Origin of the sequence: Lactococcus sp. dk101 (genome assembly GCF_009601055.1) — a bacterium.
Taxonomy (GTDB): domain Bacteria; phylum Bacillota; class Bacilli; order Lactobacillales; family Streptococcaceae; genus Lactococcus.
Genome location: NZ_WITI01000011.1, coordinates 1 through 16,667, shown reverse-complemented (window position 1 = coordinate 16,667; position 16,667 = coordinate 1). Strand labels below are relative to the sequence as shown.

Genomic DNA, 16,667 nt, shown 5'->3' with positions numbered 1-16,667 from the left:
AGGAGAATAAATCGTGGGAATTAAAGTTTATAAACCAACCTCAAACGGTCGTCGTAACATGACGTCAAGCGATTTTGCTGAAATTACTACCAGCACTCCTGAAAAGAGCTTGCTTGTAAGCATGAACAGCAAAGCTGGTCGTAACAACACAGGTCGTATCACTGTACGTCACCAAGGTGGTGGACACAAGAAGAAATATCGTATGATTGACTTCAAACGTAATACTGACAATGTTGTTGCCAAAGTTGCTACAATCGAATACGATCCAAACCGTACTGCAAACATCGCTTTGATCGTTTACGAAAATGGTATCAAATCATACATCTTGGCTCCTAAAGGCCTTGAAGTAGGAATGAAAGTTGTATCTGGACCTGAAGCCGACATCAAAATTGGTAACGCACTTCCACTTGCAAACATCCCTGTTGGTACATTGATCCACAACATCGAAATGAAACCTGGTAAAGGCGGACAACTTGTTCGTGCTGCCGGAAGTTCAGCTCAAATCCTCGGTTCTGAAGGTAAATATACACTTGTTCGTCTCCAATCAGGCGAAATCCGTATGCTCCTTTCAACTTGCCGTGCGACAGTTGGTGTTGTTGGTAATGAACAACAAAACTTGATTAATCTTGGTAAAGCCGGTCGTACTCGTTACCTCGGTATCCGTCCTACAGTTCGTGGTTCAGTAATGAACCCTAATGATCACCCACACGGTGGTGGTGAAGGTAAACAACCAGTTGGTCGCAAGTCTCCAATGACTCCATGGGGCAAACCAGCTCTTGGTCTCAAGACTCGCAACAAGAAAGCAAAATCAAGCAAATTTATTGTCAAACGTATCAACGGCAAATAATTTTCTGCTTATTGAGCAAACAAGCGCCTTTCGGCGTCTTGTCAGTGAGGATAGTAAGCTGTCAGTGCTGATAAGATGCCGAAAGACATCTATAATCCGCCAGCTCCGCCTTAGTAGCGGTAGTGGTAACAAAAATTTAAAGGAGAAACTCATACAATGAGTCGTAGTCTTAAAAAAGGACCTTTCGCTGACGAGCATTTGATGAAAAAAGTCGAAGCTCAAGTTGCAGCCGAAAGAAAATCAGTGATCAAGACTTGGTCACGTCGTTCTACAATCTACCCTGATTTCGTAGGACTCACTATTGCTGTTTACGATGGTCGCAAACACGTCCCAGTTTATGTTCAAGAAGATATGGTTGGACACAAACTGGGTGAATTTGCACCTACACGTACATTCCGCGGTCACTCAGGTGACGATCGCAAGACTAAATAAGGAGAAAAATAATGGCAGAAATTACTTCAGCTAAAGCAACTGCAAAAACAGTTCGCGTTTCTCCTCGTAAGACTCGTCTTGTTCTCGATCTTATCCGTGGAAAACGCGTTGCAGACGCAATCGCAATTTTGAAATTTACACCGACTAAAGGTGCTGCAGAAGTAGAAAAAGTACTTAACAGTGCTATCGCTAACGCAGAAAACAACTTTGGTCTCGAAAAAGCTAATTTGGTAGTTAGCGAAACATTCGCAAACGAAGGACCAACGATGAAACGTTTCCGTCCACGTGCGAAAGGTTCAGCTTCACCAATTAACAAACGCACTACACACATCACAGTTGTAGTTGCAGAGAAAGAATAAGGAGGTAAAATCGTGGGTCAAAAAATTCATCCAATTGGTATGCGTGTTGGCGTTATTCGCGATTGGGATGCCAAATGGTATGCTGAAAAAGAATATGCGGATTACCTTCACGAAGATTTAGCAATTCGTAACCTTGTCGCAACTAAACTTGCTGATGCTTCAATTTCAACTATTGAAACTGAACGTGCAGTAAACAAAGTCATCGTTACTTTGCACACTGCTAAACCAGGTATGGTTATCGGTAAATCAGGAGCTAACGTTGATGCACTTCGTGCAGAACTCAACAAACTCACTGGTAAACAAGTACACATCAACATCGTTGAAATCAAGAAACCTGATTTGGACGCTCATCTTGTTGGTGATGGTATTGCTAAACAACTCGAAGCACGTATCGCTTTCCGTCGTGCTCAAAAACAAGCTATTCAACGTGCTATGCGTGCTGGTGCCAAAGGTATCAAAACTCAAGTATCTGGTCGTTTGAACGGTGCTGATATTGCCCGTGCAGAAGGATACTCTGAAGGTACAGTTCCACTTCACACATTGCGTGCAGATATCGACTATGCTTGGGAAGAAGCAGACACTACATATGGTAAACTCGGCGTTAAAGTTTGGATTTACCGTGGTGAAGTTCTCCCAACAAAACATGCTGTGAAAGGAGACAAATAATCCATGTTAGTACCAAAACGTGTAAAACACCGTCGTGAATTCCGCGGTAAAATGCGTGGCGAAGCTAAAGGTGGTAAAGAAGTAGCATTCGGTGAATTTGGCTTACAAGCCACTACATCTCACTGGATCACTAACCGCCAAATTGAAGCTGCCCGTATTGCTATGACTCGTTACATGAAACGTAACGGTCAAGTTTGGATTAAAATCTTCCCACACAAGTCATACACTACTAAAGGTATTGGTGTACGTCAAGGGTCAGGTAAAGGTGCTCCTGCAGGTTGGGTTGCCCCAGTTAAACGTGGTAAAATCATGTTTGAAGTTGGTGGCGTAAGTGAAGAAGTTGCACGCGAAGCGTTGCGTCTTGCATCACACAAACTCCCTGTTAAGACTAAATTTGTGAAACGAGGTGAAGCGTAATGAAATTGAGCGAAACTAAATCACTTCTTACTGAATTGCGCGCATTGTCAACTGAAGAATTGACAGCTCGTGAAGCAGAATTGAGAAAAGAATTGTTCGAACTTCGTTTCCAAGCCGCTGCTGGTAAACTCGAAAATACTGGTAAACTTAACGAAGTGAAGAAAACTATTGCACGTGTAAAAACTGTGCAAGCTGAATTGAACAAATAATAGGTCAGGAGAAAATAAATGGAACGCAATCAACGTAAAGTTTATCAAGGCCGCGTTGTTTCAGACAAAATGGATAAAACTATCACAGTTGTCGTTGAAACTAAACGTAATCACCCTGTCTATGGTAAACGTATCAATTATTCTAAAAAATATAAAGCTCACGACGAAAACAACTCTGCTAAAACTGGCGACATCGTTCGTATCATGGAAACTCGTCCTTTGTCTAAAGACAAACATTTCCGTTTAGTAGAAATCGTTGAAGAAGCTGTAATTATCTAAGCAAAACTAGGAGGAAAATAGCATGATTCAAACAGAATCTCGTTTGAAAGTTGCAGATAACTCTGGTGCTAAAGAACTTTTGACTATCCGTGTACTCGGTGGTTCATCACGTAAGTTCGCTGGTATCGGTGATATTATTGTGGCTTCAGTTAAATCAGCTGCTCCTGGAGCTGCTGTTAAAAAAGGTGACGTCGTTAAAGCTGTTATCGTTCGTACAAAACACGGTGCTAAACGCGCTGATGGTTCATACATCAAGTTTGACGAAAATGCTGCAGTTTTGATCAAAGATGACAAAACACCTAAAGGAACTCGTATCTTCGGTCCAGTTGCACGTGAACTCCGCGAAGGCGGCTACATGAAGATCGTGTCACTCGCTCCAGAAGTACTTTAATTTTCAAACAAAATTATCGTAAAATATTGTTAGGTATGATAGAATTTTGTTCTGTCATTCTGACAATAATAGTCCCCTCGGTTGTCATCACTGACAATCAGGGTGTCCGATAGGACGTAAGAAAGGAACATTAACATGTTTGTAAAAACTGGTGATACAGTTAAAGTTATCGCAGGTAAAGACCGCGGAACTACTGGGAAAGTAATCAAAGCTTTGCCAAAATTCAATAAAGTTGTTGTTGAAGGTGTTGCTATCATGAAGAAACACCAAAAACCAAATGCTGAAAATCCAAACGGCGCTATTCTTGAAATCGAAGCAGCTATCAACGCTTCAAACGTTCAAGTACTTGACAAAAATGGCGTTGCTGGACGTGTTGGTTACAAAGAAGTTGACGGCAAAAAAGTTCGTTTCAACAAAAAATCAGGCGAAGTCCTAGACTAATAGAAGGGAGAACAGAAAATGACTAATCGTTTAAAAGAAAAATACACAAGCGAAATCGTACCAGCCTTGACTGAAACATTTAACTATACTTCAATCATGGCAGTACCTAAAGTTGATAAAATCGTTATCAACATGGGTGTTGGGGATGCGCTTAACAACTCTAAAAACCTTGATAAAGCAGTTGCTGAATTGGCTTTGATCTCTGGTCAAAAACCACTCATCACTAAAGCTAAGAAATCAGTTGCCGCTTTCCGTCTTCGTGAAGGCCAATCAATCGGTGCTAAAGTTACACTTCGTGGCGAACGCATGTACGAATTTTTGGACAAACTTGTAACTGTTTCTCTTCCACGTGTACGTGACTTCCATGGTGTATCTAACAAAGCCTTTGACGGTCGTGGTAACTACACACTTGGTGTTAAGGAACAATTGATCTTCCCAGAAATCACTTATGATGATGTTGATAAAGTACGTGGTATGGATATTGTTATCGTAACTACTGCCAACACTGACGAAGAATCACACGAGTTGTTGAAACAACTCGGAATGCCGTTCGCTAAATAAGAAAAGGGAGAATATATAAATGGCTAAGACATCTATGGTTGTTAAAAACCAACGCCCAGCAAAATTCTCAACGCAAGCTTATACTCGTTGCGAACGTTGCGGACGTCCACACTCAGTTTACCGCAAATTTAAACTTTGCCGTATCTGCCTTCGCGAATTGGCTTACAAAGGTCAATTGCCAGGCGTTAAAAAAGCTTCTTGGTAAGAAGTATTGCTCATACGATATAGAGGCGACCTCATTTGAGGTCGTTTTTTTGTTGTCAGAGCTGACAGAAGAAAAAATCATGACACACCCGAAAATATGGCTATCAAACTATTGACAAGGGCAAGGAAAACTGATATACTATATAAGTTCGGTTATTTTGAGCTTTTGTCCTGTTTTGACAAGACAAAGTTACTTAAATAACCTCATTAATTTGAAAGTGGGATTTGAACAAGCCCAAACTACAAATAAGGAGAAATTACATTATGGTAATGACTGACCCAATCGCAGACCTCTTGACTCGTATTCGTAACGCTAACATGCGTAAATTCGACGTTGTTGAAGCACCTGCATCAAAAATCAAACGTCAAATCGCTGAAATCCTCAAAGCTGAAGGTTACATCAAAGATGTTGAATACGTTGAAGATAACAAACAAGGTGTTATCCGCATGTTCCTTAAATACGGACAAAACGGCGAAAAAGTTATCACTAACTTGAAACGTATCTCTAAACCAGGTCTTCGTGTTTACGTTAAATCTGAAGATATGCCTAAAGTATTGAACGGTTTGGGAACTGCTATCATCTCTACATCTGAAGGTGTTGTTACTGACTCAGTAGCGCGCGCTAAAAATGTTGGTGGTGAAGTACTCGCTTACGTTTGGTAAGATTTTAGCTTCGCTAAAATTAAGATTCGTCTGTTCTGATTAAATCAGAGCTGACAAACCCGTGAAAACAGCTTATGGCTGATAATTTAACAGGAAAAGGAAAAGAATAATGTCACGTATTGGTAACAAAGTCATCGTTATCCCTGCAGGAGTAACTGTAGAACAAAACGGTGCAACTGTAACTGTCAAAGGACCTAAAGGTGAACTCGTTCGTTCATTCAACGAAAACATCACACTTGAAATCGCTGGAAACGAAATCACTGTAAAACGTCCTGACGATACAAAAGAAATGAAAATGCTCCACGGTACTACTCGTGCCCTTCTTGCCAACATGGTAGAAGGTGTTTCAAACGGCTTCTCAAAAGCGCTTGAAATGATCGGGGTTGGATACCGTGCTCAACTTAAAGGAACTACATTGAGCCTTTCAGTTGGTAAATCTCACACAGATGAAGTTGAAGCTCCAGAAGGCATCAAATTCGTTGTTGCTACTCCAACATCAATCGTTGTTGAAGGTATCAGCAAAGAAGCTGTTGGACAAACTGCAGCTTACATCCGTAGCCGTCGTTCACCAGAACCTTATAAAGGTAAAGGTATCCGCTACGTTGGTGAATACGTTCGTCGTAAAGAAGGTAAAACTGGTAAATAATTTTTCGCGTTGCGCTTACTTCGTCAACTTTTACCTTACGACCTCAAGGTTGCTTCGGCAGGGCTTTCAGCCTAAAAGTTTCCTCGTAATCGCTTAGCGAAACGATTATTTATAATCCGTAGTTGGTGTTCTGTCAATCTGACAGAAATGCCAAGATTTTGTCAATGCTGACTTTGTCAGACAGACAGAAACTTCCCGCTTGTTCTTTGTCAGTACTGACAAGATTTGAACAAGACAATCGCTGGCAAAAACTAGTGATAATAAAATATAAAAGAGGTAGAATTGTGATTTCTAAACCAGATAAAAACAAACTCCGCCAAAAACGCCACACACGCGTTCGCGGAAAAATCAGCGGAACAGCTGAAACTCCACGTTTGAACGTTTTCCGTTCAAACACTAACATTTACGCACAAGTCATTGATGACGTTGCTGGCGTAACACTTGCATCTGCAAACTCACTTAAATTGACTGGTTCTAAATCAGAACAAGCTGCTCAAGTAGGTACAGCAATCGCTGAAGCTGCTAAAGCTAAAGGTGTTGAAGTAGTTGTATTTGACCGTGGCGGATATCTTTACCACGGACGTGTACAAGCACTTGCTGAAGCTGCTCGTGAAGCAGGATTGAAATTCTAAGGAAAGGGGTAATCATAAAAATGGCTAGAAACGAAGAAGTAAAAGAATTCGAAGAACGCGTTGTTGGAATTAACCGCGTTACTAAAGTTGTTAAAGGTGGTCGCCGCCTCCGTTTTGCAGCACTTGTTGTTGTTGGAGACCGTAACGGTCGTGTAGGTTTCGGTACTGGTAAAGCTCAAGAAGTTCCAGAAGCTATCCGTAAAGCTATCGAAGCTGCTAAGAAAAACCTCATCACAGTACCTATGGTTGGTACAACTCTTCCTCACGAAGCACTTGGTGTATTCGGTGGTGGTAAGATCTTGCTCAAACCAGCTGTTGAAGGTTCTGGAGTTGCCGCAGGTGGTGCTACACGTGCCGTCCTCGAACTTGCTGGTGTAGCTGACGTTACAACTAAATCACTTGGTTCAAACACACCTATCAACGTTGTACGTGCAACTGTTGACGGTTTGAAACAAATGAAACGCGCTGAAGAAGTTGCTGCACTCCGTGGCAAATCTGTTAGCGAATTAGCATAAGGAGGATATCATGGCTCAAATTAAAATTACATTGGTTAATTCACCAATCGGCCGTATCCCTGCTCAACGCAAAACTGTAGTTGCACTTGGTCTTGGTAAACTTGGCTCATCAGTAGTCAAAGAAGACAATGCTGCACTCCGTGGTATGGCAAACTCAATTTCTCACCTTGTAAAAGTTGAAGAAGTATAATAAAATTGATCATCAATAATAAAGCTGCCATTTGGTAGCTTTATTTTTATCTGAGTGCTGTAAAACAGAAAAGTCTTGCACTTTGGCGACTTTTATAGTAAAATTATAGAAGCCCTATTGTTTAGGGAAATAAATCTAGCGCATCAGCGAGTGAGTCACTCAAGTTCCTTACCTGAGAGGCAAGCGTCAGCAGGGTGCGAAATAAGGAGAAATCTCATGAAACTTCATGAAATGAAAGCTGCAGAAGGCAGCCGTCACTCAAAAAACCGCGTAGGTCGTGGTACATCATCTGGTAATGGTAAAACTGCTGGACGTGGACAAAAAGGACAAAAAGCACGTTCAGGTGGATCAATCCGTCCAGGTTTTGAAGGTGGACAAACTCCATTGTTCCGTCGTATGCCAAAACGTGGTTTCTTGAATGTAAACCGTAAAGAATACGCTATTGTAAATCTTGATGTTTTGAACAAACTTGAAGATGGCGCAACAGTTTCAGCTGAAACTCTTGTTGCAGCTAAAATCATCAAATCTGTTAAAGACGGTGTTAAAGTTCTTGCTAACGGTGAATTGACTGCCAAAAACTTGACTGTTGACGTTGCTAAAGTATCTGCTGCTGCTAAAGCTGCAATCGAAGCAAACGGCGGTAAAGTTGTCGTAGCTGCTGAAGCTGAATAATTGATTAACGGTTGATTTATCAACCGTTTATTGACATTTTGACTAATCTAAATATTCAAATTATTAGATTCTGTCAAATTGAAGAGGAGTTGAAACTCAAGTCTTGTTCAATTTGACAGAAATTAAACAAAAAAATTAGCTTAAGGAGGGGAAATGTTTTTTAAAACCCTTATTGAAGCATTTAAGGTTAAAGATGTTCGTGCCAGAATTATTTTCACGATCTTTATCTTATTTGTCTTTCGTTTAGGTGCGCATATCACTGTTCCAGGGATTAACGTAACCAATTTAAATAACCTCAGTGATTTACCATTCTTGAGTATGATGAACCTTGTCTCAGGGAATGCCATGCAAAACTATTCACTCTTTGCCATGGGAGTATCACCATATATCACCGCTTCAATCATTGTACAACTCTTACAGATGGATATTTTGCCCGTCTTCGTTGAATGGTCTAAGCAAGGTGAAGTCGGACGTCGGAAGTCAAATCAAGCAACACGCTACATCACACTTGTCTTGGCAATGGCTCAATCTATTGGGATTACAGCCGGTTTCCAAGCTATGGCAAGTACAGGCGCAAACATCGTTAAGACACCAAATCTACAAACTTATTTAATGATAGGAATTATTCTTACCACGGGTTCAATGATTGTCACTTGGATGGGTGAACAAATCAATGAAAAAGGATTTGGTTCTGGTGTGTCTGTAATTATCTTTGCAGGGATTGTTTCTGGAATTCCAAGCGCGATTCAATCTGTTTACACAGAAAAATTTGAAAACGTTCGTCCTTCAGAAATTCCAATGTCTTGGCTTTTCGTAGCTGGCTTAATCATTGCAAGTATCTTGATTATTTACATCACGACATTTGTTCAACAAGCAGAACGTAAAGTCCCAATTCAATATACAAAATTGACTCAAGGCGCACCAACAAGTTCTTACTTGCCACTTCGTGTCAATCCAGCCGGTGTTATCCCTGTAATTTTTGCAGGTTCAATCACATCAGCTCCTGCAACAATCTTGCAATTTGTCCAAAAAGCAAATGGAGGAAGTATTGGTTGGCTGAATGGCCTTCAAAATGCCTTGTCTTATTCAACTTGGACAGGAATGCTCTTCTACGCCTTGTTGATTATCTTGTTTACTTTCTTCTACTCATTTGTTCAAGTTAATCCTGAAAAAATGGCAGAAAATCTTCAAAAACAAGGATCATACATTCCATCAGTTCGCCCAGGTAAGGGAACAGAAAAATACATTTCTCGCTTGCTGATGCGTTTAGCAACAGTCGGTGCCCTCTTCCTTGGTTTCATTTCTGTTATTCCAATCGCAGCACAAAATGTTTGGGGACTTCCTAAAATTGTTGCGCTCGGTGGAACATCACTCTTGATTTTGATTCAAGTTGCGATTCAAGCAGTTAAACAACTCGAAGGATATCTCTACAAGAAGAATTATACTGGTTTCTTGGATAATCCAATCGAAAATGCATAAAAATCTTGCTTCGGCAAGGTTTTTCTTTATTTTTCTAGCAAATTACGATAAAATAGAAAGGTAAATAGAGCAAGGCAAGCTTTGCTAAAAATAGGAGAAAAAACAAAAATGAATTTGTTAATCATGGGCCTTCCAGGTGCAGGTAAAGGGACACAAGCAGAATTTATCGTTAAAAATTATGGTGTTAATCATATCTCAACAGGAGATATGTTCCGTGCCGCAATGAAAAATGAAACTGAAATGGGTAAATTGGCTAAATCATTTATCGATAAAGGCGCACTTGTTCCTGATGAAGTGACAAATGGTATCGTAAAAGAACGTCTTGCGCAAGATGACATCAAAGAAAGTGGCTTTTTACTTGATGGTTACCCACGTACATTTGATCAAGCATTGGCATTGGATAGCATGCTTCTTGAACTTGGCATCAAACTTGATGGTGTTGTCAATATCGAAGTTGACCCAAGCATTCTTGTTGATCGTTTGAGCGGTCGTTATATCTGCCGCAACTGTGGAGCAACTTATCACAAAATCTTCAACCCAACAAAAGTTGAAGGCACTTGTGATGTTTGTGGTAGCAAAGATCTTTATCAACGTGCAGATGATGTTCCAGAGACTGTTAAAAACCGTCTTGATGTCAACATCAAAGAGTCTGCTCCAATCTTGACACACTACGAAGAACTTGGCCTTGTCAAAGCAATTGACGGCGGACAAGAAATCGCTAAAGTAACAGAAGACATCAAAGCTGTACTTGGATAAGCACTCAGAAAATAGACTTATAGAAGTCTATTTTTTATTTGCTTTATTGTATTCTATGGAATTCTAGTGTATAATGATGTGAAATAGGGGAGGAGCATATGAATGTTTATATTTGAATTAAAAAGATTCATGATAAATAAGAGAAATGTGATAATGTTTCTCGCTTTATCATTTGTCCTCCTATTTACTTTATATTTTTCAGTTTTCAAAACAGGATTGTCTCGTTCTATTTTTTTTGCAACAGGCAGAAACCGCAACTCAGACCATGCTTGCTACTGACACTCAAAGTTTGACAAGTCATAAACTAAATGAAGAAGAAATTACTTTTCAAAAAGAAAATATTCAACTTTTAAGTCAACAAATAAAGGCTTTAGAAAACAAGAATATCAATCAATACTTTGATTTACAATTAAAACTGGATAAAAAATTAAGCAAACTTTCTTTAGATAATGGTCTTGGGATTACTTCAGATATGTTAAAAAGAAATGCTGAGGAAATCAGTTATCTCAGATTAGTGAAAAGTAGAAAATTATCTTTTGAAATTATGCTGACAGTTCAATTTAACGCTTTTGGACAGTTTGTTGATTTTACTCTCGAATCCAATTATTTTACGACTTTATTTTTATTACTTTTTTCTTTTTTAGTCAGCACGACAGTTGCTTTTTATATAGAAAATAAAGAAATCATGACTTATAAATTTTTGAATATTTCGTCACGAAGAAGTCTTTGTTCAAAAATATTGTCAGCTGTGACAACGACATTTTTGGGTATTTTACTATTAAGTTTTATTGATGTCATTATTGTAGGACTTAAAAATGGTTTTGGTTCATGGGATTATCCAGCCTATCTCGTTAATATATGGAGTAATCCAGCTTCTGACCCTACTTTACCAGATAATATGGCGATTTCAGTTGGCTCAGTCATTGTTTTGTCAATGCTATATCTTTTTGTTGTCTTGCTTTTTCTAGCTACATTAGGTGCTGTGATTGCTGTTATTTTCAAAAGAAGTATGGTAGTCATTGGAATAATGGCTCTTATAATTTTAGGTTGGGCTTCTATCGTCTCATTTTCTGAAATTCAAATGATTAAGAGGTACCTCCCCTTTAGTTATCTAAATCCTGTTGAGTTACTTTGTCAACCAAAATATCTTTTCGGCAATTTATCCTATTTTGTCGGATTTATCTATTTAGTATTTTTAAGCCTTATCAGCTTTGGGCTAGCAGTCTTTCTGCTCAAGAATCAAAAAATACGGAGGATTTAAGATGATTTTAAAAATTGAACATTTAAAGCTCCCAGAGCTAGCCCCATTTGATTTTGAAATTAAGGAAAATGGTCTTTATGGAGTTATTGGTCGAAATGGTATTGGAAAAAGCACACTATTTTCAATTTTATCTGGACAAATTGGACTTACAGAAGGAAAAATTAAAGCAGGACGGGTGGCATATTTAGCAAGTGTAGAGACTTTTGATGAAAACTTAAAAATGAATGATTATTTTAAAATTTTAAAAATGAATGAACGTCAAAAAGCGGAACGTTTGCTACACGTTTTTGAAGCTGAAAAAATTTCGAAAAAGCATATTGGTACTTTTTCACTCGGAATGAAGGAGTTTTTTGCGACAATTTTATGTTTGTCTGTTGGTTGTGAAATTTTAGTTATTGATGAGTTATTGAGTGGCTTAGATATTTCTAAAAAAGCAAAAGTTTATGAAGAAATCAAGAGTCTAGCAACAGAAAAGATTATTCTGATCACCTCGCACCATCTCAAAGAAATCGAGCATTTTTGTGACCAAACTTATTTATTGTCAGAAGAAGGACTTCATTTAGTTACAGATTTTGAAGCAGCGGCGCAAGCAATCGGCTACATGGATATCTTTTTTTAGAAGAAGGGGGAAGCACAATGTCAGTAATCACACCAGCACCACAACCTAAAAATGATTTTTACAAAATCATCGAACAAACAGAGAAAAAATTGACCCAAGAAGACAACAAACCTTTGATGGATACCAATAAAAAATATAAAAATGTGAAAGATAAAAGTAAAAAAACAGAGCAACATTAGTTTTTAAGTTTTTGTAGCGTTCAGTTCTCTCTTTAGAATATTGTTTACGTTGAACGCGAAAGACAGGGATTTTATTAAAGCGATAAGCTATTTCGGCATTGCGTATGTGGCAATTTATGACGGAATAAGAGTGATTTTAAAGTCGAAGAGAAAGTTCTATTATTTGGAATGCATATCAATATCCTAAAAGCTGGAAAAGTTAAAATGTTTTATTTGTTGCATTTAGGCCTTAAATGATTACTTTTATTCTTTGTCAGCACTGACAACACACCCGAAAGCATTGTCATGATTGGTTTGAGCGCTTGAAAAACCTTGAAAAACGGGCGAAGGCTGAAAAATAAAGCTTTAAAAAGAATAAAGACTTGCTTTTTTTTGATATTCATGTTAAAATATACAAGTCCGACTTTTTAGATATATTGATATCTAACGGAAAAATTTAAGGAGGTGCTTTTGCTTGGCAAAAGATGATGTAATTGAAGTCGACGGCAAAGTCGTAGATACGATGCCGAACGCAATGTTCACAGTTGAACTCGAAAATGGTCACCAAGTTTTGGCTACGATCTCAGGTAAAATTCGTAAGAATTATATCCGTATCCTACCTGGCGATAAAGTTCAAGTTGAGCTTTCACCATACGACTTGACGCGTGGACGCATTACTTACCGATTTAAGTAAGCGGACATTCATTGAGTGCAACACGCACAGTAACCTATAGAAAGGAAGACACAATGAAAGTAAGACCATCTGTAAAACCAATCTGCGAATACTGTAAAGTAATTCGTCGTAACGGTCGTGTTATGGTAATTTGCCCTGTTAATCCAAAACACAAACAACGTCAGGGATAGAAAGGAAACTAAAAAACTATGGCTCGTTTTGCTGGAGTTGACGTTCCAAACGAAAAACGTATCGTTATTTCATTGACATACGTTTACGGAATTGGACTCAAAACATCTCAACAAGTTCTTGCTGCTGCAGGAATTTCAGAAGATATCCGTACTAAAGATCTCACAGCTGATCAAGAAGACGTAATCCGTCGTGAATTGGACAGCTTGAAACTTGAAGGTGACCTTCGTCGTGAAGTAAACCTTAACATCAAACGCTTGATGGAAATCGGTAGCTACCGTGGTATGCGTCACCGTCGTGGACTTCCTACACGTGGACAAAATACTAAAAACAACGCTCGTACTCGTAAGGGTCCTGCTAAGTCTATCGCTGGTAAGAAAAAATAATTATAGAAAGGAGTTAAAATGCCAAAAATTACACGTAAACGTCGTGTTAAGAAAAATATTGAATCAGGTATCGTACATATCCAATCAACATTTAACAACACAATTGTCATGATTACAGACGTTCATGGTAACGCTCTTGCTTGGTCATCAGCCGGTGCTCTTGGATTCAAAGGTTCTAAAAAATCTACACCATTCGCCGCTCAAATGGCTTCTGAAGCTGCTGCTAAAGCTGCTCAAGATCAAGGGTTGAAAACAGTATCCGTTACAGTTAAAGGTCCTGGTTCAGGTCGTGAATCAGCTATCCGTGCACTCGCTGCCGCTGGCCTTACAGTAACTTCTATTTCTGATGTGACTCCTGTACCTCACAACGGTGCACGTCCTCCAAAACGTCGTCGTGTATAATTAGTCACTCTTGTCGCTAAACACTTTTTGTTTTAGAGGAGAATATACATGATTGAGTTTGAAAAACCAAAAATTACAAAATTTGACGAAACAGAAGATTACGGAAAATTTGTTGTCGAACCACTTGAACGTGGTTATGGTACAACTTTAGGTAACTCTTTGCGTCGTGTTCTTTTGTCATCATTGCCTGGTGCAGCTGTTACTGCAGTACAAATTGAAGGTGTTCAACACGAATTTGCAACTATTCCAGGTGTACGTGAAGATGTCATCCAAATCGTTCTTGCGATTAAAGGAATTGCCATCAAATCTTACGTAGGCTCTGATAAACAAATTGAACTTGATGTAACTGGTCCTATGGCTGTTACTGCCGGCGATATTTTGACTGATAGTGATATCGAAATCGTCAATAAAGACCACTATTTATTCACTATCGCAGCAGGTCATTCAATGCGTGCTGTCATGACTGTCAAAAAAGGTTATGGCTACGTTCCTGCTGACGAAAATAAAGTTGAAGGTGCACCAATCGGAACGATTGCTGTAGATTCAATTTACACACCAGTTAGTAAAGTGAACTATCAAGTAGAACCTGCCCGTGTTGGTGGAAATTCTAACTTCGATAAATTGACACTTGAAATCTCAACAAATGGTACAATCGTTCCTGAAGAAGCTCTTTCACTTTCTGCAAAGATTTTGACAGATCACTTGAATTTATTCGTTGACTTGTCAGAAGTAGCTCAAGAAGCTGAAACTCTTGTAGTTAAAGAAGAAGTTAAAACTGAACGTGTGCTCGATAAAATTATTGAAGAAATGGACTTCTCTGTCCGTGCTTACAATGGTTTGAAACGTGCTGGTATCAATACAGTTGCTGATATTGTTGAAATGAGCGAAGCTGACATGATTAAAGTCAAAAACCTCGGTCACAAATCAGTAGAAGAAGTCAAAGTTAAATTGACTGAATTGGGACTTTCCCTTAAAAAAAGAAAATAAAATAAGGAGGAGACAAAATGAGCAATCGTAAACTTGGACGTACATCTTCACAACGTAAAGCAATGTTGCGTGACTTGACAACTGATCTTATCATCAATGAAAACATCTACACAACTGAAGCGCGTGCTAAAGAAGTTCGTCGTACTGTTGAAAAAATGATTACACTTGGTAAAAAAGGTGATCTTCATGCACGTCGTCAAGCAGCTGCTTACGTTCGTAACGAAATCGCTATTAAAGATTTCAATGAAGAAACTGAAACTTTCCCAACAGCACTTCAAAAACTCTTCAACGATCTTGCTAAACGCTACGAAGGCCGCAACGGTGGTTACACTCGTGTCCTTAAAGTTGAACCACGTCGTGGTGATGCTGCGCCTATGGCAATCATCGAACTTGTTTAATTTTATTTAAACAACTAAGACGATTTTTGAATCGAAAAAACAATTAAACCTGAGTGTTATGATGTTGGCGGTGTGCCCGAGTTAGCAATCAAGGCGAGAAATGAAAATTTCATGCTGATATTGATTGCTGAGTAGCATTGCTTAGTCTAGCTCTGTCCGCTTTTTAGCTTGCCTAAACAGTGGGACACTCAAGGTTTTTTTTTGTCAAAAAATAGCCCTGTCAGTACTGACAGGGCTATTTTGATTTGACAGCTTTAAAAAGAGCCTGCCTATAGATATTACTTGATTTTTACCAGAATTTTGGTAAAATAGAGGAATGGAAATTGCACAGAGATTTTCCAATAAGTGCTCTTGTAAGCAATCAAAAATTCTAGGATATAAGAATTTCAATAATAAAAAATATTTGCCGTTTTAGCTCAGTCGGTAGAGCTTAACAGTCCAGTGGACTGTTAAGGTTGCGAATTGTAAATTGCGTAGCAATTTTCCAATAAGTGCTCTTGTAAGCAATCGAAAATTCTAGGATATAAGAATTTCAAAAATAAAAAACATTTGCCGTTTTAGCTCAGTCGGTAGAGCACTTCCATGGTAAGGAAGGGGTCGCTGGTTCGATTCCAGTAAATGGCATAAAATAATTTATCGAACGAAAAGGTCTAGATTTATTTCTAGGCTTTTTAGTATTTTAAAGATTTCATTTTGATTTAAGATAAATGATTATAATGGAGATATTAAAACAAATGGAGGATTCAAAAATGATGTCAGGAAACTCAGGACACACGGAAATGATGTCACGTTTTAGCCAAGAAGGTCATTTAGGACTTCATCTTATTGGAGGAGGATTCGTTATGGGTCTTGTCGTACTTGCTGTTATTGCAGCTATTTACTTTTATCACAAAAACAATGGTCAATTTTTCATTAAATCATTTGAAAAATCTGGTGTTCATGGTCCAAGTCAAATGTCAGATGAAGAACTTGAAAGCCGATTGGCTGAATTAAATGCCGAATACAAACGTCGTCATCAGGCTGAAAAACTTGAAAAAGAATTACTGCTCGTAAAAGAGGAGCTTGCAAATTTACGTGCTGAAAAAGCCGAAGAAGTAAAATAAAAAAAGGTAAATTGTAAAATTAGTTTAGCCACCTTGAAGTAAGCAAAACGCATCTGAATTTCTTATACTTGAATTGGGAAACACAAGTAGGAAGAGGATTCAGATGCAAGACCATTATAACACACGAAATAA

The 16,667-nt window shown here is 38.7% G+C and carries 29 protein-coding genes and 1 tRNA gene; all 30 read left to right on the top strand.

Annotated features, from left to right (window positions below; translation table 11 throughout):
• Nucleotides 1-13: 13 nt before the first annotated feature.
• The 30 genes from rplB to GHI45_RS08220 all read left to right on the top strand — a co-directional run bounded on the left by rplB (nucleotide 14) and on the right by GHI45_RS08220 (nucleotide 16,535).
• A complete protein-coding gene (gene rplB, locus GHI45_RS08360) occupies nucleotides 14-847 on the top strand; it encodes a 50S ribosomal protein L2 (protein WP_147780314.1) in 834 nt (277 codons plus the stop codon).
• A 156-nt stretch (nucleotides 848-1,003) separates the two neighbouring features.
• Nucleotides 1,004-1,279: a 30S ribosomal protein S19 gene (gene rpsS, locus GHI45_RS08355; protein ID WP_147780315.1), complete on the top strand. Its 276-nt coding sequence runs from the start codon at nucleotides 1,004-1,006 to the stop codon at nucleotides 1,277-1,279.
• Nucleotides 1,280-1,290: 11 nt separating this feature from the next.
• Nucleotides 1,291-1,638, top strand: a complete 348-nt coding sequence (gene rplV / locus GHI45_RS08350) for a 50S ribosomal protein L22 (RefSeq protein WP_147780316.1) — start codon at nucleotides 1,291-1,293, stop codon at nucleotides 1,636-1,638.
• Nucleotides 1,639-1,650: 12 nt separating this feature from the next.
• A complete protein-coding gene (gene rpsC, locus GHI45_RS08345; protein WP_147780317.1) occupies nucleotides 1,651-2,304 on the top strand; it encodes a 30S ribosomal protein S3 in 654 nt (217 codons plus the stop codon).
• A gap of 3 nt (nucleotides 2,305-2,307) precedes the next feature.
• Nucleotides 2,308-2,721, top strand: coding sequence for a 50S ribosomal protein L16 (gene rplP, locus GHI45_RS08340; RefSeq protein ID WP_147780318.1), 414 nt, complete (start codon nucleotides 2,308-2,310; stop codon nucleotides 2,719-2,721).
• Nucleotides 2,721-2,930, top strand: a complete 210-nt coding sequence (gene rpmC, locus GHI45_RS08335; protein ID WP_147780319.1) for a 50S ribosomal protein L29 — start codon at nucleotides 2,721-2,723, stop codon at nucleotides 2,928-2,930. Before rplP ends, rpmC begins: the two co-directional genes overlap by 1 nt.
• An 18-nt stretch (nucleotides 2,931-2,948) precedes the next feature.
• Nucleotides 2,949-3,209, top strand: a complete 261-nt coding sequence (gene rpsQ, locus GHI45_RS08330) for a 30S ribosomal protein S17 (RefSeq protein ID WP_120772555.1) — start codon at nucleotides 2,949-2,951, stop codon at nucleotides 3,207-3,209.
• A 22-nt stretch (nucleotides 3,210-3,231) separates the two neighbouring features.
• On the top strand, nucleotides 3,232-3,600 hold the full coding sequence (gene rplN / locus GHI45_RS08325; RefSeq protein ID WP_147780320.1) for a 50S ribosomal protein L14: 369 nt from the start codon (nucleotides 3,232-3,234) through the stop codon (nucleotides 3,598-3,600).
• Between the two features lie 135 nt (nucleotides 3,601-3,735).
• Nucleotides 3,736-4,041, top strand: coding sequence for a 50S ribosomal protein L24 (gene rplX / locus GHI45_RS08320; RefSeq protein WP_147780321.1), 306 nt, complete (start codon nucleotides 3,736-3,738; stop codon nucleotides 4,039-4,041).
• Nucleotides 4,042-4,059: 18 nt separating this feature from the next.
• The gene (rplE, locus tag GHI45_RS08315; RefSeq protein ID WP_147780322.1) at nucleotides 4,060-4,602 is read left to right on the top strand and encodes a 50S ribosomal protein L5; all 543 of its coding nucleotides are present in this window, start codon (nucleotides 4,060-4,062) and stop codon (nucleotides 4,600-4,602) included.
• 19 nt (nucleotides 4,603-4,621) lie between these two features.
• Nucleotides 4,622-4,807, top strand: a complete 186-nt coding sequence (locus GHI45_RS08310; RefSeq protein WP_147780323.1) for a type Z 30S ribosomal protein S14 — start codon at nucleotides 4,622-4,624, stop codon at nucleotides 4,805-4,807.
• Between the two features lie 263 nt (nucleotides 4,808-5,070).
• The gene (gene rpsH / locus GHI45_RS08305) at nucleotides 5,071-5,469 is read left to right on the top strand and encodes a 30S ribosomal protein S8 (RefSeq protein WP_147780324.1); all 399 of its coding nucleotides are present in this window, start codon (nucleotides 5,071-5,073) and stop codon (nucleotides 5,467-5,469) included.
• A gap of 109 nt (nucleotides 5,470-5,578) precedes the next feature.
• Nucleotides 5,579-6,115, top strand: a complete 537-nt coding sequence (gene rplF / locus GHI45_RS08300) for a 50S ribosomal protein L6 (RefSeq protein WP_147780325.1) — start codon at nucleotides 5,579-5,581, stop codon at nucleotides 6,113-6,115.
• Nucleotides 6,116-6,399: 284 nt separating this feature from the next.
• The gene (rplR, locus tag GHI45_RS08295; protein WP_147780326.1) at nucleotides 6,400-6,747 is read left to right on the top strand and encodes a 50S ribosomal protein L18; all 348 of its coding nucleotides are present in this window, start codon (nucleotides 6,400-6,402) and stop codon (nucleotides 6,745-6,747) included.
• A 20-nt stretch (nucleotides 6,748-6,767) separates the two neighbouring features.
• On the top strand, nucleotides 6,768-7,262 hold the full coding sequence (gene rpsE, locus GHI45_RS08290; protein WP_147780327.1) for a 30S ribosomal protein S5: 495 nt from the start codon (nucleotides 6,768-6,770) through the stop codon (nucleotides 7,260-7,262).
• A gap of 10 nt (nucleotides 7,263-7,272) precedes the next feature.
• Nucleotides 7,273-7,452 (top strand): 50S ribosomal protein L30, encoded by a 180-nt coding sequence (rpmD, locus tag GHI45_RS08285; protein ID WP_147780328.1) that lies wholly within the window; start codon nucleotides 7,273-7,275, stop codon nucleotides 7,450-7,452.
• Between the two features lie 216 nt (nucleotides 7,453-7,668).
• A complete protein-coding gene (rplO, locus tag GHI45_RS08280) occupies nucleotides 7,669-8,124 on the top strand; it encodes a 50S ribosomal protein L15 (protein ID WP_147780329.1) in 456 nt (151 codons plus the stop codon).
• A gap of 153 nt (nucleotides 8,125-8,277) precedes the next feature.
• Nucleotides 8,278-9,603 (top strand): preprotein translocase subunit SecY, encoded by a 1,326-nt coding sequence (gene secY / locus GHI45_RS08275; protein WP_147780330.1) that lies wholly within the window; start codon nucleotides 8,278-8,280, stop codon nucleotides 9,601-9,603.
• A gap of 108 nt (nucleotides 9,604-9,711) precedes the next feature.
• On the top strand, nucleotides 9,712-10,359 hold the full coding sequence (locus GHI45_RS08270) for an adenylate kinase (protein ID WP_147780331.1): 648 nt from the start codon (nucleotides 9,712-9,714) through the stop codon (nucleotides 10,357-10,359).
• A 235-nt stretch (nucleotides 10,360-10,594) separates the two neighbouring features.
• Nucleotides 10,595-11,620, top strand: a complete 1,026-nt coding sequence (locus GHI45_RS08265) for a hypothetical protein (RefSeq protein ID WP_147780332.1) — start codon at nucleotides 10,595-10,597, stop codon at nucleotides 11,618-11,620.
• 1 nt (nucleotide 11,621) lies between these two features.
• Complete coding sequence (locus tag GHI45_RS08260; RefSeq protein ID WP_147780333.1) at nucleotides 11,622-12,239, top strand: ATP-binding cassette domain-containing protein; 618 nt, start codon at nucleotides 11,622-11,624, stop codon at nucleotides 12,237-12,239.
• 17 nt (nucleotides 12,240-12,256) lie between these two features.
• Nucleotides 12,257-12,418: a hypothetical protein gene (locus tag GHI45_RS11285; RefSeq protein WP_187230106.1), complete on the top strand. Its 162-nt coding sequence runs from the start codon at nucleotides 12,257-12,259 to the stop codon at nucleotides 12,416-12,418.
• A 454-nt stretch (nucleotides 12,419-12,872) separates the two neighbouring features.
• Nucleotides 12,873-13,091: a translation initiation factor IF-1 gene (infA, locus tag GHI45_RS08255; RefSeq protein ID WP_003130554.1), complete on the top strand. Its 219-nt coding sequence runs from the start codon at nucleotides 12,873-12,875 to the stop codon at nucleotides 13,089-13,091.
• A 53-nt stretch (nucleotides 13,092-13,144) separates the two neighbouring features.
• Nucleotides 13,145-13,261 (top strand): 50S ribosomal protein L36, encoded by a 117-nt coding sequence (gene rpmJ, locus GHI45_RS08250; protein ID WP_014024193.1) that lies wholly within the window; start codon nucleotides 13,145-13,147, stop codon nucleotides 13,259-13,261.
• Between the two features lie 18 nt (nucleotides 13,262-13,279).
• On the top strand, nucleotides 13,280-13,645 hold the full coding sequence (gene rpsM, locus GHI45_RS08245) for a 30S ribosomal protein S13 (protein WP_147780334.1): 366 nt from the start codon (nucleotides 13,280-13,282) through the stop codon (nucleotides 13,643-13,645).
• A gap of 18 nt (nucleotides 13,646-13,663) precedes the next feature.
• Nucleotides 13,664-14,047: a 30S ribosomal protein S11 gene (gene rpsK, locus GHI45_RS08240; RefSeq protein ID WP_147780335.1), complete on the top strand. Its 384-nt coding sequence runs from the start codon at nucleotides 13,664-13,666 to the stop codon at nucleotides 14,045-14,047.
• 48 nt (nucleotides 14,048-14,095) lie between these two features.
• Nucleotides 14,096-15,034 carry a DNA-directed RNA polymerase subunit alpha gene (locus GHI45_RS08235; protein ID WP_147780336.1) on the top strand — a complete coding sequence of 313 codons (939 nt, stop codon included), beginning with the start codon at nucleotides 14,096-14,098 and terminating at the stop codon, nucleotides 15,032-15,034.
• Nucleotides 15,035-15,051: 17 nt separating this feature from the next.
• Nucleotides 15,052-15,432, top strand: a complete 381-nt coding sequence (rplQ, locus tag GHI45_RS08230) for a 50S ribosomal protein L17 (RefSeq protein ID WP_147780337.1) — start codon at nucleotides 15,052-15,054, stop codon at nucleotides 15,430-15,432.
• A 551-nt stretch (nucleotides 15,433-15,983) separates the two neighbouring features.
• Nucleotides 15,984-16,056 (top strand) — tRNA-Thr (locus tag GHI45_RS08225).
• A 92-nt stretch (nucleotides 16,057-16,148) separates the two neighbouring features.
• Nucleotides 16,149-16,535 carry a hypothetical protein gene (locus tag GHI45_RS08220; RefSeq protein ID WP_147806226.1) on the top strand — a complete coding sequence of 129 codons (387 nt, stop codon included), beginning with the start codon at nucleotides 16,149-16,151 and terminating at the stop codon, nucleotides 16,533-16,535.
• Nucleotides 16,536-16,667 lie beyond the last annotated feature (132 nt).

What these genes read in the sequence shown, in the direction of transcription:
- rpsS (WP_147780315.1), top strand. Translation starts at nt 1,004, where the DNA reads ATGAGTCGTAGTCTTAAAAAAGGACCTTTCGCTGACGAGCATTTGATG.
- rplV (WP_147780316.1), top strand. Translation starts at nt 1,291, where the DNA reads ATGGCAGAAATTACTTCAGCTAAAGCAACTGCAAAAACAGTTCGCGTT.
- rplP (WP_147780318.1), top strand. Translation starts at nt 2,308, where the DNA reads ATGTTAGTACCAAAACGTGTAAAACACCGTCGTGAATTCCGCGGTAAA.
- rpmC (WP_147780319.1), top strand. Translation starts at nt 2,721, where the DNA reads ATGAAATTGAGCGAAACTAAATCACTTCTTACTGAATTGCGCGCATTG.
- rpsQ (WP_120772555.1), top strand. Translation starts at nt 2,949, where the DNA reads ATGGAACGCAATCAACGTAAAGTTTATCAAGGCCGCGTTGTTTCAGAC.
- rplN (WP_147780320.1), top strand. Translation starts at nt 3,232, where the DNA reads ATGATTCAAACAGAATCTCGTTTGAAAGTTGCAGATAACTCTGGTGCT.
- rplX (WP_147780321.1), top strand. Translation starts at nt 3,736, where the DNA reads ATGTTTGTAAAAACTGGTGATACAGTTAAAGTTATCGCAGGTAAAGAC.
- rplE (WP_147780322.1), top strand. Translation starts at nt 4,060, where the DNA reads ATGACTAATCGTTTAAAAGAAAAATACACAAGCGAAATCGTACCAGCC.
- GHI45_RS08310 (WP_147780323.1), top strand. Translation starts at nt 4,622, where the DNA reads ATGGCTAAGACATCTATGGTTGTTAAAAACCAACGCCCAGCAAAATTC.
- rpsH (WP_147780324.1), top strand. Translation starts at nt 5,071, where the DNA reads ATGGTAATGACTGACCCAATCGCAGACCTCTTGACTCGTATTCGTAAC.
- rplF (WP_147780325.1), top strand. Translation starts at nt 5,579, where the DNA reads ATGTCACGTATTGGTAACAAAGTCATCGTTATCCCTGCAGGAGTAACT.
- rpsE (WP_147780327.1), top strand. Translation starts at nt 6,768, where the DNA reads ATGGCTAGAAACGAAGAAGTAAAAGAATTCGAAGAACGCGTTGTTGGA.
- rpmD (WP_147780328.1), top strand. Translation starts at nt 7,273, where the DNA reads ATGGCTCAAATTAAAATTACATTGGTTAATTCACCAATCGGCCGTATC.
- rplO (WP_147780329.1), top strand. Translation starts at nt 7,669, where the DNA reads ATGAAACTTCATGAAATGAAAGCTGCAGAAGGCAGCCGTCACTCAAAA.
- secY (WP_147780330.1), top strand. Translation starts at nt 8,278, where the DNA reads ATGTTTTTTAAAACCCTTATTGAAGCATTTAAGGTTAAAGATGTTCGT.
- GHI45_RS08270 (WP_147780331.1), top strand. Translation starts at nt 9,712, where the DNA reads ATGAATTTGTTAATCATGGGCCTTCCAGGTGCAGGTAAAGGGACACAA.
- GHI45_RS08260 (WP_147780333.1), top strand. Translation starts at nt 11,622, where the DNA reads ATGATTTTAAAAATTGAACATTTAAAGCTCCCAGAGCTAGCCCCATTT.
- GHI45_RS11285 (WP_187230106.1), top strand. Translation starts at nt 12,257, where the DNA reads ATGTCAGTAATCACACCAGCACCACAACCTAAAAATGATTTTTACAAA.
- rpmJ (WP_014024193.1), top strand. Translation starts at nt 13,145, where the DNA reads ATGAAAGTAAGACCATCTGTAAAACCAATCTGCGAATACTGTAAAGTA.
- rpsM (WP_147780334.1), top strand. Translation starts at nt 13,280, where the DNA reads ATGGCTCGTTTTGCTGGAGTTGACGTTCCAAACGAAAAACGTATCGTT.
- rpsK (WP_147780335.1), top strand. Translation starts at nt 13,664, where the DNA reads ATGCCAAAAATTACACGTAAACGTCGTGTTAAGAAAAATATTGAATCA.
- GHI45_RS08235 (WP_147780336.1), top strand. Translation starts at nt 14,096, where the DNA reads ATGATTGAGTTTGAAAAACCAAAAATTACAAAATTTGACGAAACAGAA.
- rplQ (WP_147780337.1), top strand. Translation starts at nt 15,052, where the DNA reads ATGAGCAATCGTAAACTTGGACGTACATCTTCACAACGTAAAGCAATG.
- GHI45_RS08220 (WP_147806226.1), top strand. Translation starts at nt 16,149, where the DNA reads ATGGAGATATTAAAACAAATGGAGGATTCAAAAATGATGTCAGGAAAC.